The 25,974-nt window shown below is 61.2% G+C and carries 26 protein-coding genes, 1 pseudogene and 1 riboswitch; of the genes and pseudogenes, 6 read left to right on the top strand and 21 right to left on the bottom strand.

Annotated features, from left to right (window positions below; genetic code table 11):
- Positions 1-45 precede the first annotated feature (45 nt).
- Positions 46-1,224 carry a DUF3095 domain-containing protein gene (locus NKJ94_RS28560; RefSeq protein ID WP_352529908.1) on the bottom strand — a complete coding sequence of 393 codons (1,179 nt, stop codon included), beginning with the start codon at positions 1,222-1,224 and terminating at the stop codon, positions 46-48.
- Positions 1,225-1,298: 74 nt separating this feature from the next.
- Here NKJ94_RS28560 and NKJ94_RS28555 point away from each other — a divergent pair, with 74 nt between their 5' ends.
- Complete coding sequence (locus NKJ94_RS28555; protein WP_352529906.1) at positions 1,299-2,387, top strand: glycosyltransferase family 4 protein; 1,089 nt, start codon at positions 1,299-1,301, stop codon at positions 2,385-2,387.
- On the top strand, positions 2,384-3,148 hold the full coding sequence (locus NKJ94_RS28550) for a polysaccharide deacetylase family protein (RefSeq protein WP_352529904.1): 765 nt from the start codon (positions 2,384-2,386) through the stop codon (positions 3,146-3,148). Before NKJ94_RS28555 ends, NKJ94_RS28550 begins: the two co-directional genes overlap by 4 nt.
- 1 nt (position 3,149) lies before the next feature.
- Here the strand turns inward: NKJ94_RS28550 and NKJ94_RS28545 are convergent, their stop codons facing one another.
- From NKJ94_RS28545 to NKJ94_RS28530, 4 genes are all read right to left on the bottom strand, one after another.
- Complete coding sequence (locus NKJ94_RS28545; protein WP_352529902.1) at positions 3,150-4,004, bottom strand: MBL fold metallo-hydrolase; 855 nt, start codon at positions 4,002-4,004, stop codon at positions 3,150-3,152.
- Positions 4,005-4,126: 122 nt separating this feature from the next.
- Positions 4,127-4,576, bottom strand: coding sequence for a cyclic nucleotide-binding domain-containing protein (locus NKJ94_RS28540; protein ID WP_352529900.1), 450 nt, complete (start codon positions 4,574-4,576; stop codon positions 4,127-4,129).
- Between the two features lie 157 nt (positions 4,577-4,733).
- Complete coding sequence (locus tag NKJ94_RS28535; RefSeq protein WP_352529898.1) at positions 4,734-7,448, bottom strand: ABC transporter transmembrane domain-containing protein; 2,715 nt, start codon at positions 7,446-7,448, stop codon at positions 4,734-4,736.
- 17 nt (positions 7,449-7,465) lie between these two features.
- Complete coding sequence (locus NKJ94_RS28530; RefSeq protein WP_352529896.1) at positions 7,466-7,786, bottom strand: hypothetical protein; 321 nt, start codon at positions 7,784-7,786, stop codon at positions 7,466-7,468.
- Positions 7,787-7,916: 130 nt separating this feature from the next.
- On the opposite strand from NKJ94_RS28530, the gene NKJ94_RS28525 reads away from it, so the two are divergent.
- A complete protein-coding gene (locus NKJ94_RS28525; protein WP_352529932.1) occupies positions 7,917-8,585 on the top strand; it encodes a class I SAM-dependent methyltransferase in 669 nt (222 codons plus the stop codon).
- 213 nt (positions 8,586-8,798) lie between these two features.
- Here NKJ94_RS28525 and NKJ94_RS28520 read toward each other — a convergent pair whose 3' ends face one another.
- The 4 genes from NKJ94_RS28520 to NKJ94_RS28505 form a co-directional block, all read right to left on the bottom strand.
- Positions 8,799-9,977, bottom strand: coding sequence for a glycosyltransferase family protein (locus NKJ94_RS28520; protein ID WP_352529894.1), 1,179 nt, complete (start codon positions 9,975-9,977; stop codon positions 8,799-8,801).
- Positions 9,974-11,218, bottom strand: a complete 1,245-nt coding sequence (locus tag NKJ94_RS28515; protein WP_352529892.1) for a glycosyltransferase — start codon at positions 11,216-11,218, stop codon at positions 9,974-9,976. Before NKJ94_RS28515 ends, NKJ94_RS28520 begins: the two co-directional genes overlap by 4 nt.
- 1 nt (position 11,219) lies before the next feature.
- A complete protein-coding gene (locus NKJ94_RS28510) occupies positions 11,220-12,434 on the bottom strand; it encodes a glycosyltransferase family protein (RefSeq protein ID WP_352529890.1) in 1,215 nt (404 codons plus the stop codon).
- 262 nt (positions 12,435-12,696) lie between these two features.
- The gene (locus NKJ94_RS28505; protein ID WP_352529888.1) at positions 12,697-12,960 is read right to left on the bottom strand and encodes a hypothetical protein; all 264 of its coding nucleotides are present in this window, start codon (positions 12,958-12,960) and stop codon (positions 12,697-12,699) included.
- 411 nt (positions 12,961-13,371) lie between these two features.
- Here NKJ94_RS28505 and NKJ94_RS28500 point away from each other — a divergent pair.
- Positions 13,372-13,599: pseudogene (locus tag NKJ94_RS28500) on the top strand (transposase); the annotation flags it as partial.
- A 31-nt stretch (positions 13,600-13,630) separates the two neighbouring features.
- Positions 13,631-14,608, top strand: a complete 978-nt coding sequence (locus tag NKJ94_RS28495; RefSeq protein ID WP_352529886.1) for a methyltransferase — start codon at positions 13,631-13,633, stop codon at positions 14,606-14,608.
- 725 nt (positions 14,609-15,333) lie between these two features.
- Here NKJ94_RS28495 and NKJ94_RS28490 read toward each other — a convergent pair.
- The 9 genes from NKJ94_RS28490 to NKJ94_RS28450 all read right to left on the bottom strand — a co-directional run bounded on the left by NKJ94_RS28490 (position 15,334) and on the right by NKJ94_RS28450 (position 22,496).
- Positions 15,334-16,095, bottom strand: coding sequence for a hydroxymethylpyrimidine/phosphomethylpyrimidine kinase (locus tag NKJ94_RS28490; RefSeq protein WP_352529884.1), 762 nt, complete (start codon positions 16,093-16,095; stop codon positions 15,334-15,336).
- Positions 16,086-16,691, bottom strand: coding sequence for a thiamine phosphate synthase (locus NKJ94_RS28485; RefSeq protein ID WP_352529882.1), 606 nt, complete (start codon positions 16,689-16,691; stop codon positions 16,086-16,088). Before NKJ94_RS28485 ends, NKJ94_RS28490 begins: the two co-directional genes overlap by 10 nt.
- Positions 16,688-17,461 (bottom strand): thiazole synthase, encoded by a 774-nt coding sequence (locus NKJ94_RS28480; RefSeq protein WP_352529880.1) that lies wholly within the window; start codon positions 17,459-17,461, stop codon positions 16,688-16,690. The genes NKJ94_RS28485 and NKJ94_RS28480 overlap by 4 nt, the downstream gene beginning before the upstream one ends.
- Position 17,462: 1 nt before the next feature.
- Positions 17,463-17,660: a sulfur carrier protein ThiS gene (thiS, locus tag NKJ94_RS28475; RefSeq protein WP_352529878.1), complete on the bottom strand. Its 198-nt coding sequence runs from the start codon at positions 17,658-17,660 to the stop codon at positions 17,463-17,465.
- Positions 17,629-18,630 carry a glycine oxidase ThiO gene (gene thiO / locus NKJ94_RS28470; protein ID WP_352529876.1) on the bottom strand — a complete coding sequence of 334 codons (1,002 nt, stop codon included), beginning with the start codon at positions 18,628-18,630 and terminating at the stop codon, positions 17,629-17,631. Before thiO ends, thiS begins: the two co-directional genes overlap by 32 nt.
- The gene (gene thiC, locus NKJ94_RS28465) at positions 18,627-20,462 is read right to left on the bottom strand and encodes a phosphomethylpyrimidine synthase ThiC (protein ID WP_352529874.1); all 1,836 of its coding nucleotides are present in this window, start codon (positions 20,460-20,462) and stop codon (positions 18,627-18,629) included. The genes thiO and thiC overlap by 4 nt, the downstream gene beginning before the upstream one ends.
- A 104-nt stretch (positions 20,463-20,566) precedes the next feature.
- A riboswitch (TPP riboswitch) is annotated at positions 20,567-20,683 on the bottom strand.
- Between the two features lie 665 nt (positions 20,684-21,348).
- The gene (locus NKJ94_RS28460) at positions 21,349-21,705 is read right to left on the bottom strand and encodes an ISAzo13-like element transposase-related protein (protein WP_352529872.1); all 357 of its coding nucleotides are present in this window, start codon (positions 21,703-21,705) and stop codon (positions 21,349-21,351) included.
- Positions 21,632-22,153 (bottom strand): SRPBCC family protein, encoded by a 522-nt coding sequence (locus NKJ94_RS28455; RefSeq protein WP_352529870.1) that lies wholly within the window; start codon positions 22,151-22,153, stop codon positions 21,632-21,634. Before NKJ94_RS28455 ends, NKJ94_RS28460 begins: the two co-directional genes overlap by 74 nt.
- A complete protein-coding gene (locus NKJ94_RS28450) occupies positions 22,134-22,496 on the bottom strand; it encodes an ArsR/SmtB family transcription factor (protein ID WP_352529868.1) in 363 nt (120 codons plus the stop codon). Before NKJ94_RS28450 ends, NKJ94_RS28455 begins: the two co-directional genes overlap by 20 nt.
- Here NKJ94_RS28450 and NKJ94_RS28445 point away from each other — a divergent pair.
- A complete protein-coding gene (locus tag NKJ94_RS28445; protein WP_352529866.1) occupies positions 22,416-22,895 on the top strand; it encodes a TetR/AcrR family transcriptional regulator C-terminal domain-containing protein in 480 nt (159 codons plus the stop codon). The genes NKJ94_RS28450 and NKJ94_RS28445 overlap by 81 nt on opposite strands.
- A gap of 284 nt (positions 22,896-23,179) precedes the next feature.
- Here NKJ94_RS28445 and NKJ94_RS28440 read toward each other — a convergent pair whose 3' ends face one another.
- From NKJ94_RS28440 to NKJ94_RS28430, 3 genes are all read right to left on the bottom strand, one after another.
- Positions 23,180-24,502, bottom strand: coding sequence for an NAD(P)/FAD-dependent oxidoreductase (locus NKJ94_RS28440; RefSeq protein WP_352529864.1), 1,323 nt, complete (start codon positions 24,500-24,502; stop codon positions 23,180-23,182).
- 11 nt (positions 24,503-24,513) lie between these two features.
- On the bottom strand, positions 24,514-25,401 hold the full coding sequence (locus NKJ94_RS28435) for an ABC transporter permease (protein WP_352529862.1): 888 nt from the start codon (positions 25,399-25,401) through the stop codon (positions 24,514-24,516).
- An 11-nt stretch (positions 25,402-25,412) separates the two neighbouring features.
- On the bottom strand, positions 25,413-25,974 hold a 562-nt coding region (locus NKJ94_RS28430), incomplete at its 5' end, for an ABC transporter permease (protein WP_352529861.1).

Below are 25,974 nucleotides of genomic sequence, written 5' to 3'. Positions count from 1 at the left end.
CAAGAGCCCCGAGGCATATTGCGGAAAATCGATGTCCGCAAGCCGTCAGACCGGCACCTTCGCCTTCAGGCTTGCGGCAGCCATCGCATAGCCGCCGGCGGCGCCATCGATGAAATGAACGTGATCGCGCTGCAGCGGCGATGCGACGAGGCATGTCATCAAGGCCGATTTCTGGCGGTGCAGGCCATAGCTGCAGATGCCCGCCTCTTCCGCCTGTTTCAGCCGGTTCTCGATCCGTTGCAACACATCCGTGTCAACGTCGATGGTCATCTTCAAGCCATCGTCGAACTTCCGGAAATCCGAATTGCTGGCCACTTCGCGTTTGTATATCTTCGGATCGAATCTGCCGATCGTCCAGCCATATCTGTCGGTGACGGCCGTAAGCGTCATCAGGAACACTATCCACAGCTTCGACAGCCACCGCCATCCTGCCGGCGCCGTGGCGCGCGCCTCGATATCGAGGCCGGCGGGCAGCAAACTGTAGTCCGGCCCGTTCACCGGCACCGGGTGGCCATCACGTTCCTGCCTGCCGGCAAGGGCGATGATGTCGGAAACCAGAGATTGAAAACCGCGCAGGTCGCGCGACGCCCCCGGTATGGCTATGATCGAGACGATTTCGCCATGCCGGGCTTCGATCGGGTTCCAGCGGCACGAGAGGCCGGTCAGATCCGGCCGCGCGCCGGCCGGCGCAGGATCGATGCGGTAGCGCCCCGCTTTCATCTCGGCTTCCGCCCAACTGCCGCCACCGCCGGCGAACATGGCATAGAAGACCGCATCGGAGGCTTGGAACCTCGCCACGCGAACGTCGAGGCCTTGCGCTCTTATATCCTTTATCGGCACGATTGCGGCACGCAAGGTCAGATCCAGTTCGTCCGCCACCCATCTCTGGACAGCCGCCAGCGCGTTGCGGGTGATCTCCAGCGCCGAGCCGGGAAACGCCACGAGCGCGCCGTCGCCGCCGAAGACAAAGGGAAGATCTTGCCTACCCAGCGCATTGAGCAGCGCCGAAATGACGCTGGCGCCGGCCATATTGACGGTTTTGTAGCGCCCCGCCTCGATCGCCTTGGTCGAGCCGACGATGTCGGCGGTGGCCAGCGCCCAGCTATCGGGGAGAGGCCGATAGTTATCGATATCGGCAACGCTTTCGAACCTGGCGAAGACCGGCAGAGAAGCAACAAACGGATCGGACGCGGCAGCTGTTTCCATGAGCATCAGATAGCACATTCCAGTGCTTGAGGGTGAAGTCGATCATGCTTCGAAATTGACTTGCGCAGGCTTTCCGATGATAGGGTCCGGCGATGCGAATTGCCTTCTATGCGCCGCTGAAGTCGCCCAATCATCCCGTTGCCTCCGGCGACCGCCAGATGGCACGGATGCTGGTCAAGGCGCTGGAGCATGGAGGGCATAGCGTCGAACTGGCATCCGAATTGCGCTTCTATCTACGCGAACCGGATTCGAAAAGTTTCGATGCGCTCAAGATCGAGGCCCGGGAGGAAGCCGCGCGGCTGGCAAGGCTTTGGGATCGTGACGGCAAGCCCGATCTGTGGTTCACCTATCATCCCTATTACAAGGCGCCCGACCTGATCGGGCCCGAACTGGCGTTGGCCTTTGGTGTCCCCTATGTGACAGCGGAAGCCTCCTATTCGAGGCGGCGCAACACCGGTTTGTGGGCCGATACGCAAGCGTTGGTGGCGCGAGCCGTCGAACAGGCGGCGCTGAACATCTGCTTCACGCAAAGGGATCGTCAGGGACTGGCAGATGCGGTACCCGACGCCGCTTTCGGCATGCTTTCGCCCTTCATCGACACATCGCTATTCCGGGAAACGCCGGCACGGGGTTGTCCGACGCGCCTCGTTACCGTCGCCATGATGCGCCCGGGCGACAAAGTCGAAAGCTATCGCATGCTGGCGCAGGCGCTCGGTTCGATCGGTCACCTGCCCTGGACCATGTCGGTCGTCGGGGACGGACCTGCCCGCGAGGAGATCAAAGCGCAATTCGCCGGCTTGCCCGCCGAGCGTATCGAATGGCTTGGCGCGATTGAGCCAGCCGCCGTGCCGGATGTCCTCTACAGTGGGGGAATTTACGTCTGGCCGGGTTTCGGCGAGGCCTATGGCGTTGCCTATCTTGAAGCACAGGCCGCCGGCCTTCCGGTCGTGGCTCAGGACATCGCCGGCGTGCCGGAGGTCGTCCGGGATGGCCAGGCCGGGTTTCTCACCCCGCCGGGCGATGTGGCGGCATTCGCTTCTGCCATTGAAAGGCTTCTGGCCCGTAACGACGAAAGAACCATCATGGCCGCGGAAGCCAGACGTTTCATCCTCGAAGAACGTTCTCTCGGTGCTGCGGCGGCGCGTCTGGCCGAACTTCTTGCGAAGATCCCGGTTTCATGACATCCGATCAGATCTGGCAACACTTGGTGGAGGAACTGGCGAGCCGGCAACGGGCGGACCGTAAGGCAGAGTTCTGGCTGCGCGACGATGACGCCGTGGATCCGACGCCTGCGCTTGATCGGCTGCTCGACCTCACCGGTAAATTCGCGGTTCCGGTGACTCTGGCCGTCATTCCGGCCCTGACTGATGAGAAGCTTGTCGTCCGGCTTGACGAGGCGCCGCATGCCACGGTCGCCATCCATGGCTGGGCGCACCGAAATCATGCGCCCGAGGGCCAGAAAAAGCAGGAGCTCGGCGCGCATCGGCCACGCGAGGCGGTGCTCGATGATCTGGCTCGCGGGCTGTCGCACGTAACCGGCCTGCACGGCGCACGTGCCGTTCCAATGCTGGTGCCACCCTGGAACAGGATCGACGCCGGCTTGGTATCCGAACTTGGATCGATAGGATTTGCGGCATTGTCGGTCTATGGGCCGCCGAGGCGGGCTCCACTGGCGGTCATCAACAGCAATGTCGACATCATGGATTGGCATAGCACGCGCGGCTGCCGCGATCACGGCCTATTGGTTGAGGCTATCATCGCGCAACTGCGGCATGCAATCGACGGCGGCGAATCGGTCGGACTGCTCACCCACCATCTCGTACATGATGAATCGGCCTGGCTTTTCCTCGAACGGCTGTTCACCGTCACCGCACAGACTGAAGCCTGCGCATGGCTTCCGATCAGGACATTGATCGGGCGCAGTGCCGGTAGAGGAAAATAGCTCAGCGCTTTTTGCGCAGTGAGACTGGAAGTTTGAGCGTCTGGCCATCCCGCGCGGCAAAAGCGCCGGTGAACCTGTCCTTGGCCAGTTTCTGGATCTTGTCCAGTTCCTTGTCGGTGCGTGTCGGATCGTGGTGAAATAGCGCAAGCCTCCGCGCACCGGCCGCCTCACAGAGCTTGACGCCCTGTTGCCATGTCGAGTGCCCGTAACCGCGGCGGCGTTCCATTTCCTCCTCGGTGTAGGTGCAATCGTAAATGACGAGGTCGGCATCTTCGATCAGGCCGAGCACCGCCTGATCGAGTTTGTCCGGCTCGTGCTCAGTGTCTGTGATCACCGCCACGACGCGGCCGCCCCATTCGACCCGGTAGCCTATGCAGCCGCCCGGATGCATAAGACTGCCGGTTCGGACCACCACCCCTTCGCGCGGGCGAAGCACGTCTCCCGATACGAAGTCGCGATAGTCGAGGCTTGCCTTGCAGACCTCCAGTTTCACCGGAAACCACGGCGGCCGCATGAACTCATCAACCATCTGCCGGGTCGTCATGTGTCCTGCAAGATGCCCGGACCAAAGCGTAACCTTGGCGCCCCGGTCATAGATCGGCGCAAAAGACGGCAGCCCGATGATGTGATCGTAATGGCAATGGGTGAAAAGCAGGTCGAAATCGGTCAAGCCCAACGCCTGAAGCGCGCCGCCGGCAGGCCGTAGGCCAGAGCCTGCGTCGAACAGAAGCGTATGCTTACCGCATCGCATCTCAATGCAGATTGAGTTGCCGCCATAGCGAGAGAATTCTGGGCCTGATACCGAAATGCTGCCGCGGACACCCCAAAACCTGACCAGGAAAACGTCGTCGTCCATGCTACCCCTTCGCCCATCATATCCAAACAACTGCTGCTAGGCGAGACAGGCTTTCTCCGGGTGACCTTCTCAGCGAGAGGACAGTGCCGTCACTACGGCGAGGATCGAGCGCACGTCATTCGTTATTTGGCGCTTCGTGCGTCGATCAGATCCGCGGTCGTATGGCTTAGGCGATCGGCAAGAACCCGCAATATCTCGATGGTCATTTCCGGGAACTCCCTCATAAGCCTTAGGAAATGATCCTTGCTGATTCTCAGGGCTTCCAGCGGACTTGCCGCTCTGACGGTGGCAGTGCGGGAGCTGTTGCACAATATGGCGATCTCGCCAACGATCGAATTTGGCATTAGTTCGGCAACCTTTATCGGTCCGCTGTCGGAATCGACCAGAATATCCGCCCTGCCTGAAAGGATGACATAGGCGGCGTCTCCCTCATCGCCCTGCCGGAAAAGGATCTGGCCGGCGCTGTAGCTCACACGATCGGATGTGAACGCAAGCAGCTTGAGCTTTGTCGGCTCGATGGCAGAGAACAAGGGAACGCGTTGCAGCATTCCAACTTCATCCTTGAGCAGCATTGTCGCAAACCTTCCAAAATTCGCGTTTGCCAGACTAGAGCAACGGACGCCCAGATGGAATCAATTCTCTTTCCGGGATGGCGAGACAAACCACGCGAAAGGTGGCGAGCCCGATGTCGTGCACCGGCAGAATGATCCCATCTGAATGTCCGTTGCTCTATGACAACAGTTCCTTGAAGATACCGTTCCCTGCCAAAAGTGTCTCGTGTGTTCCGTCTTCCGCCAATTGACCCGAGTCGAAGACGATAACGCGATCGAACATCATCGCCATGGCCGGATTCGTCACGACCCACACAATTGCCGGCGAATGGCCGTCGCGCCTGGCTTCCTCGAGCACATTTCGCAGCACCTTATCTTGCATGCGCTGGTCGAGCGCCGACAGCGGCCGGTTGAGAATGAGAAAATCGGGACGCTTGAGCAAGGCCCGGGCAACATCGAGCTTCTGTCGCTGTCCACCGGTCAGCCGCCTGCCGCCGGAGCCGACGTTGAAGTCCAGGCCGACATCCAGAAGTTCGCCATAAAGCCCCAGTTCGTCAAGAATGTCATAGACGATGGAGCGTATGCGGTCGGGCGCGTCGGGATGATTGTTGCCCACACGCCCGAACAGGACATTATCCATGACGGTGGCCGCGGCAATGTATTTGGCAGGATCATACCGTTCGACCGCATTGTGCAGCTCGGGCGGCAGGTCTTCATAGAACCGGTTGCGTGCAGCGACGATCTTGCTCATCAGCTCGTCGCTCAGCAGGCCGAAGCGGTGCCGGGGCTCGATGTAGGCAAAGCTCAAGGTGACGATCATGGCGCGATCGTTCTCCGAAACCGCCTCGTAGGGACGGTTCTTGAGCCGTTGCAGCAAGGTTTCGTAGGCGGGTATCTCCTCCGCGCTCATGAAGGCGAGCTGCTGGAAGAACTGGTGATCGGGCGGCAGGTCGGCAAACAGCTCGATCGCCTGTTTGGCGATCTCCAAGCCCATTTCGTAGAGCGTGCGGTCGAGGCCGGCTTGCCTCAGCACGGAAGCAAAATAGGGATTGGCCGCCAGGGCCCTGTCGGCCAGTTCGGGGCCGGCGGCAGCGCCGAAGAGCAGGTTTTGGCCGATCGTTGCTTCCTTGTTGTAGGCGCCCGGTTCGAAAGGAACCACCAGTCCGCTCAGCCCCTCTTGTTCCAGCCGGGTCCGCAGCGCCGCACGCAGTTCGACGATCCGCCTGGCAAGCTCCGTGTGACGCGTGAGGTCGGCCGAAGAGCGCAAGCCGAGATCCAGAATGTCACGCGACAGAACAACCGCGTCGAGCACCCGGCGCACGGCTTCAAAGAGGTCGTGCGGGCCGGTAGCGCCAGCGGAAGCATAGTTGATCCAGTCGCTGTGGATATCAAGATCCGGATTGCCCGACCGGCGCGCCTCGTGAATGTTCCAGCGGTGCTGATCTGCCGCAGCACCGTCATAAGGCACCGATGTCAGCGGCGCATGCTTCAACCCGTAGAGCAGGTTGTCGCGGAGGCTTGCCTGGAACAGGAAAACATCCGACGAGGCATAGGACATGCGCCGGCCGGTTACTGCTTCGGGGAGTTCAAGCAGGTCGTCGGTGCCCGAAGCGACCCTTCCGCTGTCCGGCCAGTTCAGCCGCGCGAAGGCTTCTGCAAGCGCCTCCGCTCCACCTGTTGCGGTACTGACCAGTGCCACCGTCTCACCCGGCTTGACCTGGAGGGAGATACGGTTGAGGAGCATTGCACCGCCATCGTCTGCTATGGACAGATTGATCGCCGACAGCGGCTTGGTCATCGGATCGGGATCGTCGATCGTCAATGCCCCGATTTTCGGCGCGATGAGACCTTCGACGGTGAACTGTTCAACGACCTGTTGATATTTGACCTGGACATCCTGCCGATCCTGATCCCAGTCGATCAGTTCCTTCATCGGTCCGGGCAGGTCCTTGTAGGCGCCGATCACGGCCACGAGCTGGCCGACGTCCAGCCGCCCCTGGAGGACCAGATACCCGCCGATCATGTAGAACAGAAAGGGCGTGAGCTGCGCGAGAAAATTGTTGAGGAACTTCACCATGAATTTCCATTGGTAAAGATCGAAGCGGATCTTGAAGATGAGCCCGAGCCGGGCAGCTATGTCGGCGCGCTCGTAGTTTGATGTATCGTGGACGTGAACCGCGCCGATGCCGTCGACGATTTCGCCAACCCGGCCCGAAAGCGCGCGCGCCGTCAACTGCCGTTGGCGCCCGAGCACGATCAGCCGCCGCCGCATTCGCGGGATGAGCACGATCTGGATCGCCACGATCACGACCGCTATCATTCCGAGCCAGACGTTCTGGATCATGATGAACAGCATGGCCGTCAGCGCTTGGCCGCCGAGCAGTACCGGCTGCAGGAAGGCGTCGCCGATGAAGCCGCCCAGCGGCTCCACCTCGTCCTTCACCATGGTCGCCACTTCGGCGGATTTCACCCGCTTGAAGTAAACCGGCGGAAAACGCAGCACACGGTCGACCAGATCGAAGCGGATACGCCGCAGCATGCGTTCGCCGAGGCGGCCCTTGTAGGTGTTGATGTAGAATTTGAACAGGCCGTTGATGACGACTAGCAAGAGGAACACAAGGCTCAGGGCAAACAGGGTCTCCTTGCGGTCGAGCTGAAAACCGGAGAAGAACTGGACCTCTCCAATGAACGGCAGGTTATAGTGTAGCCTCATGAATGGCTGGGTCGCGCCCGGTTGCTCGAAGCCGCGACCTTGGATCGGTCCGTTGACGATCAGCTTCGGCAGGTCGAAGGACATGAAATACGGGATCATCGAAAGCACGACGATCATCAATATCCAGAGCTGCTGCTTCTTGGTGTGCGTCCAGATATAGCGGGCTAGGCTGGCTTCCATATGCGACTGTGGACCCTTCAGTTGGAAGGATGCAGGATGTAAAAGCACCTGCTGGCGAATGGCGTATCGGCAATTTCTTCATCGCCAACGACAAGCTCGAAGCTGCTGTGCACGGACATTGTCCTGCGCTCAACGATGCAAGGAACCTGCGAGGCGGCGCGATCCAGTTCCGGCGCATGGTCGATGGCAACGACATGGGCATTGTTGATCGGCGAAGAAAGCAGCTGGCCAAACGGTCCGCGGCTTTCGTAGGGCTTTGGCGAACAGCCGAGCAGCACGAGGCCGCAGCTGCGCGGCTGGTGCTGGCGGATGGACGCCGATGATCCGGACAGATGCAACAGGCTCTCTCCGGCACCGGGCAATAGCCAAGCGGCTTGCAGCATGATCACGTCCGCGGAATCAAACAGTCTTGCGGGAGGCAAGATTGCGTTGTGTCGCCCAAAATCCCAACATACAAGACGAATTATGATGGATGTCACGCAACCACGCAATGCCATGGACTGGTACGAGCAAGCCTTGGACCTCACGCGGGGAATTGCTGCTTATGTCAACTGCCCTCTCGTGGCAGGGCTGGCGCGCGTCGTCGCCAAGCATCCGAAGGCCGATATCGCCAACGCCTTCAACCACAAGCAGGTCGCCTGCAAGATGTGGGCGCTCGACAGGCTGTTCGAAAGCGGCGGCGGCCGCTTCGGGCGCATATGGGTTCTGGGTGGATGGTACGGCGTATTGCCGGCAATGCTTTTCAACGACGCCCGCTTCGACATCGCGGCGGTCGATAGCATCGACATCGATCCCGAAGTCGCGCCGGTCGCCCGGACCCTCAACCGGGAAGCCGGCGACCGGTTCCGGGCGCTGACGGCAGATATGTACGCACTCGACTATGCGGCCGGGCGGCCCGATCTGATGGTCAATACGAGCTGCGAACACATAGCCGATCTGCGCGCCTGGCTTGCTCTGCTTCCGCCGGGCACGAATGTACTGCTGCAATCGAACGATTATTTCAGCGAGCCGACGCACATCAACTGCGTGGCTTCGCTTGCAGCCTTCGAGGAAATGGCGGCGCTACGGGAGGTGCGGTTCTCCGGCGAACTGCCGACAAAAAATTATACGCGCTTCATGCTGATTGGAACTGTTTAATGCATTTCGCCCAAAAGCGCGTAGCGGTTTTGGGACAACGACACGCATAAAAACAGGACTTGAAGCGCGTCGCACGAATCTCACCAGACGCGACGCGCGTTAGAGCATTTGCAGGAAAGTGTGGAAACGGCTTTCCGTCCGGAATTGCGTCAAAACAAAGAGACAGAGCGGTTCTGCGTGAAACGATGAACCGCTCTAGGATCTATCGTCTGTTTAATCATGAACTTTTCCGAAACCGGGCCCCATTTTTAGGGACCATGTTCGATGCCGCTCGCGCAGGATTTGCGCGGAGCGACGCGCGCCTTCCAGATCGAGACGATGCGCGGATGGCGTCGGTTCCCCAAGCGCTTGTTCGATCGCTTGCGCCAAACCTTCAGGCGTCAGGTCCTTTTCCATCAGCACCGTTGCAAGACCGAGTTCTTCGAGCATCAGGGCGCGAACCGTCTGTTCGGTTTCCCCGCCGGCTGCAAATGGGACGAGCAGGGAGCGACAACCCGCGCGCAGGACATCGCAGACCGTGTTGTAACCCGCCTGCGAGATTGACAGGCGGGCGCCGGTCAGCAGGCTGGCGAAATCCTCGCGGAACCGGAAGATGGACAGGCCCGGCGTGGCATCGCGTGCGATCGCGTCAAACTCGTCTTTCGGCAGGTTTGGGCCGGTGATCAAACACCATTTCCAAGCGTTGTTGGCATTCCGCGCCGCTGCGATGGTGGATCTGACAAGGCTCTTTCCGGCAGCCCCGCCGCCAACCGACACCAGAACGTCGAAGCGCTCGGAGGCCGCGGGCGATGGCGGCGCGGCAACGAGCCCCGTGTAGGTGACCTCGGCCCTGATCGCCCCAGCCAGTGGAAATGTCTTGTCGATGGTTGCGAAAGCCGGATCGCCGTGGACCATAACAAGATCGAAATGCCTGTTGATGAGATCGACCGTTTCCTCGTTTCGGCCCAGCTTGACGCGCTCCTGGAGGATATCACGGACGGACGTCGCCAGCAGCGGTCTGGGCGACGTCGCGTCGATGGCCTCGATCAGCGGCAAGAGTTCGAAACGCATCTGCCGGCGTCCAAATGGAAACGCCTCGACAATGACGATATCAGGCCTGCAATCCCGGAATGCCTGCAGCAGCATCTCTGAACGCCATTTCTTGAAATCATCGTCGATCGGGTTGCCTTGCAGGTCGACAAGTCCCGAAAATCCTTCATCACCGGAGGTGACAGGTGGCAGGGTTACAGATTGTACACCCAGTCCCGGAAACCCGGCGATCGGCGCTCCGCCGGTCACGACGGTAACGTCAAACCCGTCATCGACCAGAGCCGCCGCAATGCGGCTGGCGCGCGCGAGATGGCCGATGCCGAGCAGGTGCTGGACATAGAAGAAAGCGCGCAGCCGCTTCATTCGGCGGCCCGCCACTCCCGCTCGAACAGTTCCTTGAGCTGTCCAATGCTTGCCATATGATCGAAATCGTCGCGCACGCGCCGCTCTGCGGCGTCGCCGAGGCGGGCGCGCAGTACGGGATCACGGATCAGGCGCTCCAGCGCCTGTGCCAGGGCAATTGGGTTTTCCGTCGGAACCAGCAGCCCGGTTTCATCCGGCGATAAAAGCTCCGGCACGCCGGAAATATCGGTCGACACGCAGGCAAGCCGCTGGCTAGCCGCCTCCACCAGAACATTCGGCAGACCGTCCCGGTCGCCATTTGCGGTGATCCTGCAGGCCAGGGCGAAGATGTCGGCGCGGCGGTAGTGCTCAAGCACCTCCTCCTGCGCAAGCGCGCCTTTCCAAGAGACTCGACCATCCAGTCCGAGCTTTTGCGCCAGCGCCTTGAACCGTTCCAGTTCCTCGCCGCCGCCGATATGCTCGAAACGCCACGCCAAATCACCGGGCAACAGGGCAAGAGCCTCCAGCAAGGTATCGTAACCTTTCTTTTCAACGGCGCGCCCGACACTCAGAACGACAACCGGTTCGTCCGGCGTCGAGCCGTCATGCTGCTTTCGCGCCTCGCCGAAACTGCCGAAGCGATCAAGGTCGAGCCCATGATAGCTCAGATGCACAGACGAGTTGCCGTTAGCGAGTTTTTTCAGGCGGTCGAAGCCGGTTTTCGTGCAAGTGACCGTCCAGCGCGCCGAGGAAAGCTTGCCGGCCAGATCCCAGTCCGCCGAAGTCCAGATGTCCTTGGCATGGGCCGAGCAGGTCCAGGGCAGGCCACGAAGCTGGCTGGCATAGCGCGTCACCGATGCCGGTGTGTGCGCGAAATGTGCATGCAGCCAGCCCGCGCCTTCCGGCCATTCGGCCGCCAGCACGAGCGCTTGCCCGAAGCGGCGCGCTCGATTGCGCGAAAAGTCGCGGGGCATATCGGCAGCCAGCGATCCGAGCGCGCGCCAGAAGCCCGGCCGCAGCAGATAAGCAAACAGCGAGCGAACCACGCGCAGCGGCTCTTCATGCAGATATTCCGGCAGATAATGGACGGGAGCTTTGATCTCGTCATGCACGGGGTGGCGTTTTGCGTCGGTCGGCCGCCTGAGCGCGACGAGTATCAGGTCGAAACCTGCACGCTCCAGACCGAGCAGTTCCTGCGCGATGAAGGTTTCCGACAGCCGAGGATAGCCCTTCAGAACCACGACGATCTTGCGATGTTGCAACTCAGGTCATTCCTTCAATGACCGAAAGGTGATGGCCGGCCCGCCGGTCGAGTAGTTCCGCGACGATTTCGGAAATATGAGGCAGCCCTTCCAGCGTCAGATGCGGATTGCTCTGTGATGGGTGGGGCCGGTCCGGCAGCGCCACCAGTGCATCGGCAAACCGCTGGGAATCCTTGGCTTCCTCCGGTAAAAGCATCTCGATGAGGCCGAGTTCGGCTGCCCGCCGAGCGCGGATCAGTTGTTCCTGGCGGGGCTCGATGCGCGGCACGATCAGCGCCGGCTTGTCGAAAGATAGTATCTCGCAATAGGTGTTGTAACCGCCCATGGCCACTACCGCCTTGGCGCCGGCAATCAGGTCTTCCATGCGGTTGTCGAACTCGATGATCTTGATGTAGGGGATCTTGGACCCCTTCTTGAGCAGCTTGTTGCGCTTGCGCGCCGGCATGTAAGGCCCAAGCACGATCAGGGCCCTATGCTGCAATTGCGGATCCTGCTGATAGGCATCGATGACGTCGTGGATCAGTTCGGCGCCGTCACCGCCACCACCGGTGGTAACGAGGATATAGTCGCCCTCGGGCCGGTGGCCGGGCAACTCGTTCCGCTGCAGGCTCCGTTGCAAGAAACCGACGAACCTCATCTTTGCCCTGACAGCCGGCGGCACGTCCAAGCCGGTCAACGGATCGTAGAAATCCGGCGGGCCATAGGCCCAGACCTTGTCGTAGAACAGGGCTATCTTGCGCATCACATCCCTGCGTGCCCACTCTGCTTCGAGCAGATGCGGCGCATCCATCACCTCGCGCAGGCCAAGCACCAACGTGGTGCCCCGCGTCTTGAGGTAGGACAGCGTGTCCTCAATCTCACCGCGCAGGCCGAGCGGTTCCTTGTCGACGATGAAGATATCCGGCCGGAAGGTCTCAGCTGTATGGCGGATGATCGACTGGCGCATCCGTAACGTCTCATGCAGATCGATGTCCTTTTCCAGCGAGGTGTATTCGCCGTTGCGCAGCTTGATGACGCTGGGGATTTTCACGAAGTCGACACGGGCGCGGTAGTCGAAGGCGCCAGCGATAGTCGCACCCGAAATGATAAGCACCTGAAGTCCGCGGAAATCCTCGACCAGCGAATGCGCGATGGTCCGGCAGCGCTGCAAGTGGCCGAGCCCGAACGTGTCGTGGCTGTACATGAGAATTCGAGCGTTTTCTGCGTGCTGGGTCATTGTTGAACGTCTCTTAGAATTCTCGCTTTGAGGACCGTGAGCGACCCGCCGGCTTCGAAACAATCCTGGTTTTGAAACATGAGGCCGCGGTTTTCAATTTGTATTACTTCTGTGGAATGCCTGTCAGGTAGGCTTTCTGATTGCCTGAGTCCGAAACTAGATGGATTACCGAATATCGCCTCGGCGGGAGTGGGCCGAGACTCCCTGTTGTTGTGATGGGATGGATCGAAGGGGAAAGCGGTGTCCAAAAGATCGGCAGAAGTCATCCCTCTTGATTCCAATAAGCTCCGGTCTCTCCTAACTCCATTGGTTTCGGAACGGCGAAGGCGAATTCCGCTATCCTGCCCATATAGTCAACTGCTTGATCGGCATACGAAACGACAGGGTCGCCGGGCGTCGCACGGCGCATGTTGTTGCGGAACTCATTTCGCGCGCCATTGCTCTCGGTCTTGAGGGACCAAAGGTGCTGCCCATCAATCCCTTGACGGGCGGTCTGATTATGATTCACCGACCAGAACTGAGCCATCTATCGCCCAAGCTAGCCGGAATTTCGCCAGGAATCGAGTGGATGCCAGCGCTCGCAACACACCGCCGGCAGCAGGGTGTGTGCAACACCGGTTGCTTGTCGATCGCTATGGCCTCTCGCTAATGCCTTAGCTGGGGCGGTGACGGTACTTTTCGAGACGGCTTGGGCGCGGCGTCGAACGCCGCAAGGTGCAAAAAAATCGGCCGATTGGCCCCGATAGTTGGCGAAACCTCAAATATCTTTTTGTGGCGATTTTCCCTTTAAAATCAAAAGCGTAATTTTTTGACGGTTCTGGTGTCGGACTTTGCAAGGTGATGAAAAATATTTTACAGTAATGTCAATGAGTTATATGCTGTTTAAACAATCGAGTGGGAGTAGGGGGAAAGACCTGCAAAATTCGGCGAAACGAGCCTCGACCGCCGAATACTGAATGGCATCTTCTGGGTGCTGCGGTCTGGCGCAGCATGGCGCGACCTGCCGGAGCGATATGGCCCCCGCACCACCTGTTGCAACCGCTTCGTGCGATGGCGAAAGGCTGGGGTGTGGGACAGGCTTATGGACACTATTGCCGCAGCGCGCGACGGCAATATTCAGATAATTGACAGCACCTCCGTTCGTGCCCATCACCTGGCTGCTTCAAAGTCGGTCCTGGATCGCGGAAGGGGATGTGATGGTGGATTCTGATCGGATCGACAACCTGATCGCAGCGGTGCCCCCCGCCTTGGCGCTTCGCGCCGGGCTGGACCTTGGCATCTTCACCCGGCTCGGTGGCAACGCGGTGACTGCTGACAGCCTTGGGGCCGCGCTCAAAGTCGAGCCCGATCGTCTGTCGCGGCTCCTCTACGCGCTCGCCAGCATCGGTCTCCTCGAAGTCAAGGATGGTCAATTTCGCAACGGAGCCGAAGCGTCGGCCTTCCTCGACGCGTCCAAGCCGACCTATCGCGGCGGCGATCATGCGCTCCTGCGCGAGCTCTGGGGAGCCGACCTGCTGACCGCAGAGTCGCTGCGACAGAACCGGCCGGCTGCGCTGCACGACTTTTCCGAAGCGGGGCCCGAGGCCGCGGCGGCCTTCAGCCGCATGCTCGCACCGGGCGGGGTGATTTTCGGCCGACATCTGGCCCGGGAGATGGACCTCTCGGCGATCGGTTCGGTGATCGACATCGGCGGGGGCCCCGGGACCATTCTCGTCGGACTTCGCGAGCGGCGGCCGCAGATTGCGGCGACGCTGATGGAACTCCCAACAGTCGCAGCGGTCGCGCCAGATATCCTGTCAGAGTACGGTGCCGACGACGTGGTTGTCGAAGAGGGGGACATAACTGTCGCACCATCGATCGGTCGGCACGATCTGGCGATTGTCGTCCAGGTCCTTCCGCCGGACCAGGCGCGCAGTTCGATCCTGAACGCGGCGCGTTGCCTCACACCCGGAGGCGAGATCGCAATTGCGGGGTGGGGTGTCGTCGATGACGACCGCCTCGGCCCGCCTGAGGGTGTCTTTCTGAATCTCACCTTCTTGAACCTCTATCGCCACGGCGAATCGTACACTGAAGGTCAGTATCGCGCGTGGATGACCGAGGCTGGATTCCGGGATATCTCCAGGTCGCGCCTGACGGACGGCTGCACGTTGTTTCGTGCGCGCCTCACGGGCTGATAGTGGCTGAATGGTTGGTTTCGGACGCAAGGCTCTCCGAGGCGCCCCGACCCTATCCGGGCAGCCTTGCAACCTTCAGCGCCGAGAGCGTTCGCTCGAGGTTCTCCGTCTCGCGATAGCGGAGCGCGTACATCGGCGAGAGTGAAGTCGGGAGACTTCCTTCGCAAACTCTCCACCAGCAGCCGCGCTTCGGCCGGTCGTCCGGCGAAGTCCTCGACTGTTGCGAGCAGGACGTATAGCGTTGTTGCAGAACTTAACCGTGCGGCGATCGGCGGGGTTTCGGATACTGCGACCTATTCTGTCGCAGATTTGGATTCAATCAGTTATGTGACGGTATTTTTGACGGTATCCAAAAATTTGAAAAATAATTCCTTTTTGGAATCAATAGTTTAGTTTTCCAGGATACAATGGAGTGAGAGTAGAGGGAACTGCGGCCGCAGTGTAGAAACGGCAGCCCTATCGATCCCCATTTTTCAGTGCGCGCCTTTTGCCTGCGACCAATTTCCTGCACTCCTTCCTGACCGCTTGGCCGATCTGACATGTCGTTGCCTCGGAAGTAAATCCCGTTCAGTCTCGCAGAGGGCTACAGCGTGCTATGGCGTGCGAATCGGCGGCCTGCTTCGCGCCCATGACAGCATTCAACGACTTAGGTGTCGAAAGACGGACATCGGCTTAGGCGGGCGAACGGTTACCCTCGGCCGATCGACTTGACCATAAGGCCACGGTCATTCGGCTGCATTCTTCTGGAGCTTCTCGAACACAAACAGCTTGCCTTCGCGCACGCTGTCTTCGAGTGGGCTCGCCTTCGCTAGGTGCGCCGCAATCGCGCTGGCCAGCATGCAGCCCGTCCCGCGCATCGATGCGGGAAGGCGTGGCGAGTCGAAGCGGATTGGTTCCTGATCGCGCCTCAACAGAATATCTATCGAACGGGGTCCCGCAGCGTGGCCACCCTTGATCAGCAGGGCCCGCGCGCCAGCTACCAGCAATTCCCGTCCCTGTCTCACCGCGCCGCTCTCATCCGCCGCCGGTTCCGCGCCAACAAGGAGCGCCAGTTCGAGGAGATTGGGTGTCACGAGGCGGCAAAGCGGCATCAGATCACGCTTCATGACGGCGACGGCATCGGCTTCCAGGAGCGCCCGGCCTGAGGTGGAGGCCAGCACCGGGTCGAGTACTGCCGGCACTTGCGGATTTTCGCGCAGCACAGCGACAACGGCAACGACGATCTCGGCCGTCGCGAGCATACCGATCTTGATGGCCGCCACTTCGTTGGCCTGCAGCGAGGCGCGCATCTGATCGGCCACCAAGTTCGGTGACGAATGACTGATTTCCATGACGGCTTCGTGCGTTTGCACCGTCAGCGCGGTGACAGCAAGACAGGTGCGCACGCCAATGGAAGCGATCGTCTCGATATCGCGTGCTATTCCGGCGCCGCCGCTGGAGTCCGATCCACCGACGACGAGCACATGCGGTTCTCGCCTCAGCGCCATCGCTTTGTCTTTTCGATCCATTCTCGCGTGCGCGCTTCGGGATCGGCGTTCAATGTGATGTCGGTGACCACTGCCGCGCTGTCTGCGCCAGCCTCGAAAACACCGTCGAGCCGCTTAGGGTTGAGGCCGCCAATGGCGACCAATGGGATCGGCGCGACCCGGCGCTTCCACTCGCTGATCCGTTCGAGCCCTTGCGGCGCCCATTTCATCTTCTTCAGGATGGTGGGATAAATGGGGCCGAGCGCGACGTAGTTGGGCATGGCGGCCATGGCCGTTTCCAGTTCGACATGATCATGCGTGCTGACCCCGACCTTCACGCCGGCTGCCCGTATCCGCGCGAGGTCGGCGGATAGCAAATCCTCCTGGCCGAGATGGACGAAGTCGCAGCCTTCCTCGATTGCCAGGCGCCAGTGGTCGTTGACGATGAACCGGCATTGGTGCTGGGCGCATAAAGCCTTGGCCTTGCGGATCTCCGCGCGCAACCCGGCTTCATCCATGCTCTTGATGCGCAGCTGCACCAGCTTGACGCCGAGCGGCAACAGCCGTTCGATCCAGGCAGCGCTGTCGACGATCAGGTAGAAGGGATCGAGCTTCATGAAAAAACTGCCCTGCCGATCGTCGGCGTCGATGGCACGGCGACGTCGCGCGGTTCGAGCATTCCCGAGCTGAAAGCTTCACGACCGGCATCGACCGCCTTGCCGAACGCGCGCGCCATACCGACCGGATCGGCCGCCTTGGCGACTGCGGTGTTCAGCAGCACGGCATCAAAGCCGAGCTCCATGACGGTTGCCGCGTGCGACGGTCGTCCGAGTCCCGCATCCACAATCAGCGGGATACCTGGGAAATGTCCGCGCATAGAGCGCAGCGCCATGATGTTGACCGGCCCGAGGGCGGAACCGATCGGCGCGCACCACGGCATCAAGACCTTGCAGCCCGCTTCTAGCAGCCGCTCGGCAACGACAAGGTCGTCGGTGGTATAGGGGAATACCGCAAAACCGTCCTCGCACAGGATGCGGGCGGCTTCGGCCAGGCCGAACACGTCCGGCTGCAGCGTGTCGTGGTTGCCGATCACTTCGAGCTTGATCCAGGTCGTACCGAAGACTTCGCGCGCCATGTTCGCGGTCGTGACCGCCTCCTTGACGGAGTGGCAGCCGGCAGTGTTGGGCAGGATTCCTACGCCGAGCGAGCGGATCAACGAGCAGAATTTTTCGCCAGCCCTGCCGCCTGCCATCTCACGGCGCAACGAGACGGTCACCACCGACGTGCCCGACGCCTTGACTGCATCGGCAAGGATGGCCGGCGAAGGATATTGAGCGGTGCCGAGAAGCAGGCGGGACTGAAGCGTCATCCCGAGAAGATCGAACATGTTAGCCTCCCTGCATGGGCGAGAGGATTTCAATACGGTCGCCGTCGCTCAACTGGAATTCCGCCCGGTTGGCTTTGTGCACGAGGTCGCTGTTGACGGCCGTTGCGAGCCAATCGCCCTCATAATCGAGAGCGGCAAGCAGTTCGGCCAGCGTGGTGGCGGCAACCTCATGCGCTTCGCCGTTGACGATCAGTTTCATAACCAAGCTCCTTCGTTCCGTCTTGATGGAAAACCAGGTCGGCCGCCTGGCGCGCCATGGCGGGCGCAAGAAGAAAGCCATGGCGATAAAGCCCGTTGATCGCGACGGTGCCTCCACGTGCCTCGACACGCGGCAGATTGTCGGGAAAGGCAGGACGGACGCCGACACCGGTTTCAACGATCTCGGCCTCGCCAAAGGCCGGATGGAGGGCGTAGGCAGCACCCAGAAGCTCCATCATCGAACGGACCGTGACCGGCTCCCCGGATTGGCTTTCAATCATCGTCGCGCCGATCATGAACTGGGCGTCGGCACGCGGCACCACGTAGAGCGGAAAGCGCGGATGAAGCAACCGGACCGGGCGCGACAGCGAGATGTCGGGCGTGTGCAGGACCAGCATTTCGCCGCGAACGCCGCGCAGCCTGTTATCGACGGCGGCCATTCCCGTGCAGTCGATCTGACGATCGAAACCGGAAACATGCCGGGCGTCGGTGCCGAAGTGGACTTCGACACCCATGGCTGCAAGCTTGTCATGAAGTGCTGCCATCGCCTGGCGCGGGTCGAGATGAGCCTCATCGGGGAAGAGCAATCCGCGCCGGAAGCGGCCGGCTAAGTCGGGCTCCAAGATCGCAATCTCGTCTTTACCAACACGGCGATGCCCCGACGTGCGGCTGGCGAACCGGTCGAGTTCGCCAGTATCGCGCGGCGCGGCCACGACCAGTGTTCCGGCCCGCGTCACCTGACCCGGCAGTACCGCATTCCACCAGTTGGCGGCGTCGCGGCCAAGGTCCAGCACCGGCTGCTCAGCGCTTTCACGCTCGCACCATGGCGCCAGCATGCCGCCGGCGAACCACGACGCATTGCCACCAAGGCCATGCCGGATCTCGGCGACCGTGACCGTCGCGCCGCGGGCGGCGAGTTCGAAGGCGGCGGTGAGGCCGGCGACGCCGGCCCCTTTGACCAGCACCCTCATGACGGTTCCGGCGCCTCTGGCATGAGTGGCACGCCGGTCTCGCCAGCTGGCATGTAGAGATCGCCACCCTCGCGGTATTTCGCCGCCATCGCAGCCATGCCCTCCTTCTGTGCCTCGGCGCGAATGTCGTGGGAGATGCGCATGGAACAGAATTTCGGTCCGCACATCGAGCAGAAATGCGCCAGCTTGTGCGCCTCCTTGGGCAAGGTCTGGTCGTGAAAGGACCGCGCGGTTTCGGGGTCGAGCGACAGGTTGAACTGGTCCTCCCAGCGGAACTCGAAGCGCGCGCGGGAAAGGGCATCATCCCTGATTTTCGCCGCCGGATGACCCTTCGCCAGGTCGGCGGCGTGGGCGGCGATCTTGTAGGTGATCACGCCGGTCTTGACATCGTTGCGATCGGGAAGGCCGAGATGCTCCTTGGGCGTGACGTAGCAGAGCATGGCGGTGCCGAACCAACCGATCATGGCGGCGCCGATGCCTGAGGTGATGTGGTCATAGCCCGGCGCGATGTCGGTCGTCAGCGGCCCCAGCGTGTAGAACGGCGCCTCGCCACAGACAGCGAGCTGCTTGTCCATGTTCGCCTTGATCTTGTGCATCGGCACGTGGCCAGGGCCCTCGATCATCACCTGGCAATCCTTCGCCCAGGCGATCTTCGTCAGCTCGCCGAGCGTTTCCAGCTCGGCGAATTGTGCTGCGTCATTGGCGTCGGCGATCGAGCCGGGACGAAGACCGTCGCCGAGCGAGAAGGACACGTCATAGGCGCGGCAGATGTCGCAGATCTCCGCGAAATGCTCGTAAAGGAAGCTTTCCCGGTGATGGTGCAGGCACCATTTGGCCATGATCGAGCCACCGCGCGAGACGATGCCTGTGACCCGGTCAACGGTCAGCGGGATGTAGTGCAGCCGCACGCCGGCATGGATGGTGAAATAGTCGACGCCCTGTTCGGCCTGTTCGATCAGCGTGTCGCGGTAGACCTCCCAGGTCAGGTCCTCGGCGATGCCGCCGACCTTTTCGAGTGCCTGGTAAAGCGGCACCGTGCCGATCGGCACCGGTGAATTGCGCACGATCCAGTCGCGGATGTTGTGGATGTTGCGGCCGGTCGACAGGTCCATCACTGTATCGGCGCCCCAGCGGACCGCCCAGACCATCTTTTCGACCTCTTCGGCCATCGAGGAGGTGACAGCGGAGTTGCCGATATTGGCATTGATCTTGACCAGGAAATTGCGGCCGATGATCATCGGCTCACTTTCGGGATGATTGATGTTGGCGGGAATGATTGCCCGCCCGCGCGCCACTTCGTCACGCACGAATTCCGGCGTCACGAAATCGGGAAGCGCCGCGCCGAAGGCTTCGCCGTCGCGTTGCAGCTTGCCGCGGACGATCTCGCGGCCGAGGTTCTCACGGATGGCGACGAACTCCATTTCGGGCGTGATGATGCCGGCGCGCGCATAGGCAAGCTGGGTCACCACCTTGCCTGATCTGGCCCTGAGCGGCCGGTTGCGAACGGGAAATTCCGGCGTCAGGCGCTCGCCAGCGGCGAATCCATTGTCTTCCGGCCGGACATGGCGGCCGTCATAGGCTTCGACATCGCCACGCGCCAAAATCCATTCGTGGCGAAGTCGGGCGAGGCCTTTTTCGATGTCGGTTTCGACAGTCGGGTCGGTATAGGGGCCGGACGGATCGTAGACGGCGACAGGCGGTTCGCCCGCCGTCGGATGGACGGAGATTTCGCGCATCGGCACCCTGATCTGCGGATGGAGGACGCCGGACTTGTGGATTTTCCGAGAGGCGGGCAGCGGTCCCGTCGACACCGCGGGGGTGAGGGCATTCATCTTGAGGCTCCTTTGCTCATGCATTGGAGACCCAGTTCTGTGCCGGAAGGATGAAAAGACGCTTTGGTCGACCTGCTCGAAACAGGACCTCGGGCACGAACTCCCGCAAAGCGCTTGCACCGTCCCTACGCCAGTATGAACTGGATCAGGTTCAACGGGTCACTGCGCCGCGAAAGCCAGCAGTATCTCAGCCCCTTGCCGGGACTCCCCTGGTGAATGCATCGAAATTGAGCTGGCCAGCGCTATCTTGTCAAGCGCATTCGGGCCGCGGCGGTGATCGTCGGGCGATCAAACCGGGCAGAAAAGCTCGCGCAGGCGTCGGGACAAGTCCCTGAATATACCGCGCGGACGGTACTTTCTGCGAGTGTACCGTACTGGGGAGGAGTCCGTCGGTCTGCCGAAAACGCCGATAGTAGGCGATAGATGGATTCCCTCGGGCAGCCGAAATTCGTCAATCAAAAACCAAATTTTTGACGGTTATGCCTGACGGCAGCTGCGCAGAGCGCAAACAAATTGCTTCGCGAGATCAATGGGTTATCATGGGTTGAAACAATCGAGTGGGAATGACGGGGATAGCGTCGGATAGATTTGGATAGCGTTGCGTAGTCTTGTGATCGATAGCATGCGAATGACACGGATAGTCAGCCGTATCAGCCGGAGAATCGGGGCGTACGGTCTCAGCCTCACGACGTTTGTAAGAGCCGATCGGCTCAAGGTCACTCGATGATGTCATGATCAACTCTATGGACGCATTCAGGACGAGGACGTCGTAAGCGGGAACACGTTGCCTCTACGGGGCGTCGAGCATCGCGATAGCGCAATGTCAATTTTCCAATCACGCGCACGACCAACGCCAACGGTACTAACAAGGGAATTTGCGCCATGATCAAATCCGGCGTTCCATGCGCGATCTGATGACGTAGTCCCACTCGCCGTGAAACTCTTCGCACTCGACCTTCAGTTCTCGCAGTTCCTTCTTTGAGATATTCTTGCCGATGGGATAGCGCCGACGATCGAGTCGGACGCGCACGACGAGACCAACCTCGGTTGGTCGTGTTGCCAATGGGGTTGATGATGGTCTCGTAGGTCCGCAGAGGGCGGCGACGACCTCGTCGGGGTTCTCTTCCGCGTAGTGAAGAGCCAGGCGGCCGACCGCGAGATCGACGACTTCATGACCGCCCCACGCTCGCGCCCAGCGTGACGAGAAGCTCGTCCAGTTGCTCGAACGTCTCGCCCATCGCATCCGCCGCCCCGGTGCCGGCAGCGTCGAGAGCTTCCTTCGAGGGATAGAGTTCGTGCATGACCAGCAGCGTCTTGCCACCTTTTTCCTCGAAGGTCACCGTGGTGACGGGTCCACCGTCACCACCTTCGTCATTGGTCCAGACGAGGCGCGAGTGCGGTGTCACTTCGATATACCTACCGAAGAACTCGTCAGGGTTTGAGCCATCGTGGCCGAACACCAAACGGTACCTGCCCCCGACACGAACATCCATCTCGCAGGAACGCAGGAACATGCCCATCGACTTCGGCGCCCACCACTGCTTGAACAGCTCGGGCTTGGTCCACGCCTCGAACACGATGCGCGCCGGGCCGTTGAAGGTTCGCGTAACGACGAGCTCACGCTCGGACTTGCGTTCCACCGTCGTGCGGTTCTTCATGGGGGTGGGCTCACTATCTCTTCTTTCGTCCATCGACTTTCTCCTTCCGTTTCAATTCCTCGACAACCTTGTCCAACTCGTCGAAGCGTGCGTCCCAGAGCTGGCGGTACCTCTCGATCCATGCCGCCTCTTCCTCCAGTCCGCGCAGGCCGAGCTTGCAGGTCCGCACGCGCCCGACCTTCTCCGTGGTGACGAGCCCCGCCTGCTCCAAGACGCTGACATGCTTCTTCATGCCCGTGAGGGTCATGTGGAACTTCTCGGCAAGGTCCGTGATCGAAGCGTCTGCACGCCCGAGTTGCTCCAGAACGCCGCGTCGGTTGGCGTCCGAGAGCGCGGCGAACGAGGCATCGAGGCGGGGCCGGAAATACTGAACCATGTGGTTCAGTATTTAACACGCGGATTGGCGGCATGCAAGGGGAAGCCGAGCGCGCGCTGCGTTGCCGGCCGCCTTGTGCTCACGCCGCGCGTCATGCAACTGCGTCGCCTGGTGATCGGCGAGGTCGGCCGTTTCCCTGAACTGGCGAGGGCGCTCTTTGAGGGCGGACCCAGGCGCGCAATAGCGGCGATGGCAGTGCTGTTCGAGCGCTTGGCCGAGCGCGGCCTAATTGCGATCGATGATCCAGCTGCCGCTGCTTCCCAGTTCAATTGGTTGATTATGGGCGAGCCATTGAGCAGCGCCATGCTGTTGGGTGACGAGGCGATTCCAAAGCCAGCGGAGCTTCGACGACACGCCGCAGCCGGCGTGCACGTGTTCCTTGCGTCGTACGGCAAGTGAGGCACGCCACGGCGGTGAGCGGATGTCGGTCGCAATCAAACGGACCGCTCGGTCTTGGTTGACGGTCTTTCTCCGGCGCCAAGCGGGTCGCGATTCGTCGCGGCGCTATCGAAAGCCGACCGATCGATGCCGATAGTCGCTGAAATCGAGCGGATTTTGAATCGCCGAAATTCCCTTTTGAATTCAAGAGCGCAAATTTTTGACGGATCGAGGAGCGCATACCCTTGTCTGCCAGTGCCAGACTCAGGTCCGAAGGCGTCGCGAAATCTTCCATTCGATCCTGGCTAGGCGTGGGGTGGGAGTTGAGACCCGCTAGCCTTTGCCCGCAGCCAGTCCGAGACGCGATAGTATCGTAACATCGCGGCCGGAGCGAACGACATGAAGAAGGGTGCCCGCCGGAGCGGTTCGAGTTTCAGCGAAAGGTCTTTTTCAGGAACGCCCTTCGCCCATTCGCCGAGTATGCCGCCGAGCATGCTTCCGGTAGGCACGCCGCGACCGGATAGCCCCGTCAACGCGACGACGCCCGGCGCGAGTTGATAGAATCTCGGGATGGTGCGCTTCTGCATGTCCAACTCGCCGAACCAGAAATACTCCCATCTCAAGTCGCTGCTGAGCTGCGGATGGAGCCAGCGCAGGCGGTCGGACATGAGGCGATGCGTAAAGGCCAGGTCCCGGCCGCGCCGGCCCATCGGGAACATCGAGGCGACGATCCGTCCCTCGGCGTTGTACTTGTAGACAAAGATGTCGCCGCGGCCGTCATGCATCGTCGTGTCGCGCGGCAGGATGGTTTGGCGTTCGCTGGCGGTCAGCGGTTGGGTGGCGGCGACAAACACCCTCTGGATCCTGTAGGTCCGGTCGAGGCCGGGCCATCCGTCGACGGTGTAGGCGCCGGTCGCAAAGATGACCTTGTCGGCGACGACGGTTCCTTCGCCTGCGTGCACTGCCCAGGCACCATCCTGTCGCACGACATCGCGGACCGGCGACCCAGTGTGGATTGTGCCACCTTCCTCCATGACGGCACGTGCTAGGCCTCTTGCATATCCCAATGGATTGAGGTGACCGGCCTCGGAATGAAACCAGCCGCCATAATATCGCGGGCTGCCGGTCATCTCCTCGCTCGCCTGCCTGTCGAGCACCCGCGTCTTGGCGCCGACGGCATTGTATTGCTGCGCCTTTGCCTCGAGGTTGGCGACAGCGCCTGGCGTAAGCGCGCCCATGACGTAGCCGTTCTGTTGCCATTCGCAATCGATGCCATAGCGCTCGATCATCCCAGCGACTTGTTTGTTTGCCCCTGTCTGCCGGGCGATCAGCCGTTCGGCCCACGGCTCGCCCAGCATGGCACGCAGTTCGGGCAGGCTGTAATGGGTGAAGGTTGGCGTACAGTGGCCGGCATTGCGGCCCGAGCCGCCGAACCCGATCTCCTGGGCTTCGAGCAGAACGACGTCTATGCCGTCACGGGCGAGATCGAGTGCGGTGGTCAACCCGGTGTAGCCGCCGCCGACGATGCAGACGTCCGCCCGCCTGCGTCCTTGCAGAGGGCTGGTCTCTGGCGCCGGCGGCGCGGTCGCATACCAGAGCGAGACTTCAAACGGCGAAAACCTTGCCATTCCGGGCGGCCTCACAGCATGTCGCTTCGTGCGTCGAGCGCATCGCGCAATCCGTCGCCGATGAAGTTGAAACTGGTGACCGCCAGTGTGATTGCGGCACCAGGAACGATTGCCAGCCACGGCGCGCTGTCGAGATATTGCTGGGCGCCGTTCAGCATGTTGCCCCAACTCGGCAGCGGAGGCTGGATGCCGTAGCCGAGAAAGCTGACATAGGCTTCCAGAAGGATGGCGCGGGCAACGGTAAGCGTGGCCGCGACGATGATCGGACCGATCGCATTGGGCAACAGCTCGCGAAACATGATGTGGCTGTTGCTGAGCCCGAGCATGCGGGCGGCGACGACGAAGTCGCGTTCGCGCAACGAACGCACTTCCGCCTCCACGATGCGCGCGATTTCCATCCAGCTCGTTGCCGCGATGATCAGGGTGATCATGATCGGGCTCGGCTTGATGAAGGCCGCCATCGCCAGCAGCAGGAAGATGTTGGGAAAGGACAGCATCGCGTCGACGAAACGCATCAGTACCGTGCCGATGCGGCCGCCGAAGAAGCCGGCGGCGATCCCGAGCACGGTTCCGAAGACCGTGCTGATGATCATCGCGGCGAAGCCGACCAGGAGCGAAATGCGGCCGGCCATGAAGAGGCGCGCCGCGATGTCGCGGCCAAGCGGATCGGTGCCGAAGAAATGATAGCCCGTGAACGGCGGCGAGAACCGGCCACGCAGGTCGATGTAGAGATCGTCAAAGGGCAGCAGCAAGGGTCCGAAGACGCAGGCCAGCACCAGAACGATGATCATCACCAGGCCGAACATGGCCAGTCGATGACGGGCAAATCGGCGCACGCTGCGGCTATGCCACCAGCGTTGCCTGGCGTGGGTGGGGACAAGGAAATCCGACTGGGTCATCGCTTCGTTCCTCAGCTCAATCGAATGCGCGGATCGACGAACGCGACGGTGAGGTCCGCGGCCAGATTGCCGACCAGGACGAGGACCGCGGACATCATCAACAGGCCCATCACCACGGGGTAGTCGCTGTAACCGAGACTATCGAGGAACAGCCGCCCCATGCCGGGCCAGGTAAAGACAGTTTCCGTCACCAGGGCGCCACCCAGTATTGTCGGCAGTTGCAGTCCCAGCAGCGTGATCATCGGCAGCAGGGCGTTTCCGAGGATATGGCGGATCAACACGCGTCGGGAACTCAGCCCCTTGGCCCGGGCCGTTCGGACGAAATCCTGGTTGATGACGTCGAGCGTCGCGGTGCGCATGTAGCGGCTCCACACGGCGACATTGACCAGCGCAAGAACGATGCTCGGCATGATGAGATGGATCGCGTAGTCGCCGAGCGAGCCATTGCCGATCGTGTACATGTTACCGGCCGGCAGCCATTTGAGCCGGAGCGAGAAGATGTAAATCGCGATCAACCCAAACCAGAAGGTCGGGATCGACAACGCTACCATTGCGCCGACTGTCGCCGCGTAG

Origin of the sequence: Mesorhizobium sp. M0060 (assembly GCF_040323155.1) — a bacterium.
Classification (GTDB): domain Bacteria; phylum Pseudomonadota; class Alphaproteobacteria; order Rhizobiales; family Rhizobiaceae; genus Mesorhizobium.
This window is presented reverse-complemented; position numbering and strand designations above follow the sequence as displayed.

Excerpts from the sequence above, each read along its gene's own strand:
- thiO (WP_352529876.1), bottom strand. The coding sequence starts at position 18,630 with ATGAGGGTGCTGGTCAAAGGGGCCGGCGTCGCCGGCCTCACCGCCGCC.
- NKJ94_RS28435 (WP_352529862.1), bottom strand. The coding sequence starts at position 25,401 with ATGACCCAGTCGGATTTCCTTGTCCCCACCCACGCCAGGCAACGCTGG.
- NKJ94_RS28505 (WP_352529888.1), bottom strand. The coding sequence starts at position 12,960 with ATGGCTCAGTTCTGGTCGGTGAATCATAATCAGACCGCCCGTCAAGGG.
- NKJ94_RS28545 (WP_352529902.1), bottom strand. The coding sequence starts at position 4,004 with ATGGACGACGACGTTTTCCTGGTCAGGTTTTGGGGTGTCCGCGGCAGC.
- NKJ94_RS28455 (WP_352529870.1), bottom strand. The coding sequence starts at position 22,153 with ATGGACGAAAGAAGAGATAGTGAGCCCACCCCCATGAAGAACCGCACG.
- NKJ94_RS28525 (WP_352529932.1), top strand. The coding sequence starts at position 7,917 with ATGGATGTCACGCAACCACGCAATGCCATGGACTGGTACGAGCAAGCC.
- NKJ94_RS28510 (WP_352529890.1), bottom strand. The coding sequence starts at position 12,434 with ATGACCCAGCACGCAGAAAACGCTCGAATTCTCATGTACAGCCACGAC.
- NKJ94_RS28555 (WP_352529906.1), top strand. The coding sequence starts at position 1,299 with ATGCGAATTGCCTTCTATGCGCCGCTGAAGTCGCCCAATCATCCCGTT.
- NKJ94_RS28495 (WP_352529886.1), top strand. The coding sequence starts at position 13,631 with ATGGTGGATTCTGATCGGATCGACAACCTGATCGCAGCGGTGCCCCCC.
- thiS (WP_352529878.1), bottom strand. The coding sequence starts at position 17,660 with ATGAAACTGATCGTCAACGGCGAAGCGCATGAGGTTGCCGCCACCACG.
- NKJ94_RS28460 (WP_352529872.1), bottom strand. The coding sequence starts at position 21,705 with ATGCGATGGGCGAGACGTTCGAGCAACTGGACGAGCTTCTCGTCACGC.
- NKJ94_RS28450 (WP_352529868.1), bottom strand. The coding sequence starts at position 22,496 with ATGGTTCAGTATTTCCGGCCCCGCCTCGATGCCTCGTTCGCCGCGCTC.
- NKJ94_RS28540 (WP_352529900.1), bottom strand. The coding sequence starts at position 4,576 with ATGCTGCTCAAGGATGAAGTTGGAATGCTGCAACGCGTTCCCTTGTTC.
- NKJ94_RS28485 (WP_352529882.1), bottom strand. The coding sequence starts at position 16,691 with ATGAAGCTCGATCCCTTCTACCTGATCGTCGACAGCGCTGCCTGGATC.
- NKJ94_RS28440 (WP_352529864.1), bottom strand. The coding sequence starts at position 24,502 with ATGGCAAGGTTTTCGCCGTTTGAAGTCTCGCTCTGGTATGCGACCGCG.
- NKJ94_RS28520 (WP_352529894.1), bottom strand. The coding sequence starts at position 9,977 with ATGAAGCGGCTGCGCGCTTTCTTCTATGTCCAGCACCTGCTCGGCATC.
- NKJ94_RS28480 (WP_352529880.1), bottom strand. The coding sequence starts at position 17,461 with ATGTTCGATCTTCTCGGGATGACGCTTCAGTCCCGCCTGCTTCTCGGC.
- NKJ94_RS28550 (WP_352529904.1), top strand. The coding sequence starts at position 2,384 with ATGACATCCGATCAGATCTGGCAACACTTGGTGGAGGAACTGGCGAGC.
- NKJ94_RS28535 (WP_352529898.1), bottom strand. The coding sequence starts at position 7,448 with ATGGAAGCCAGCCTAGCCCGCTATATCTGGACGCACACCAAGAAGCAG.
- NKJ94_RS28490 (WP_352529884.1), bottom strand. The coding sequence starts at position 16,095 with ATGGCGCTGAGGCGAGAACCGCATGTGCTCGTCGTCGGTGGATCGGAC.
- thiC (WP_352529874.1), bottom strand. The coding sequence starts at position 20,462 with ATGAATGCCCTCACCCCCGCGGTGTCGACGGGACCGCTGCCCGCCTCT.
- NKJ94_RS28560 (WP_352529908.1), bottom strand. The coding sequence starts at position 1,224 with ATGTGCTATCTGATGCTCATGGAAACAGCTGCCGCGTCCGATCCGTTT.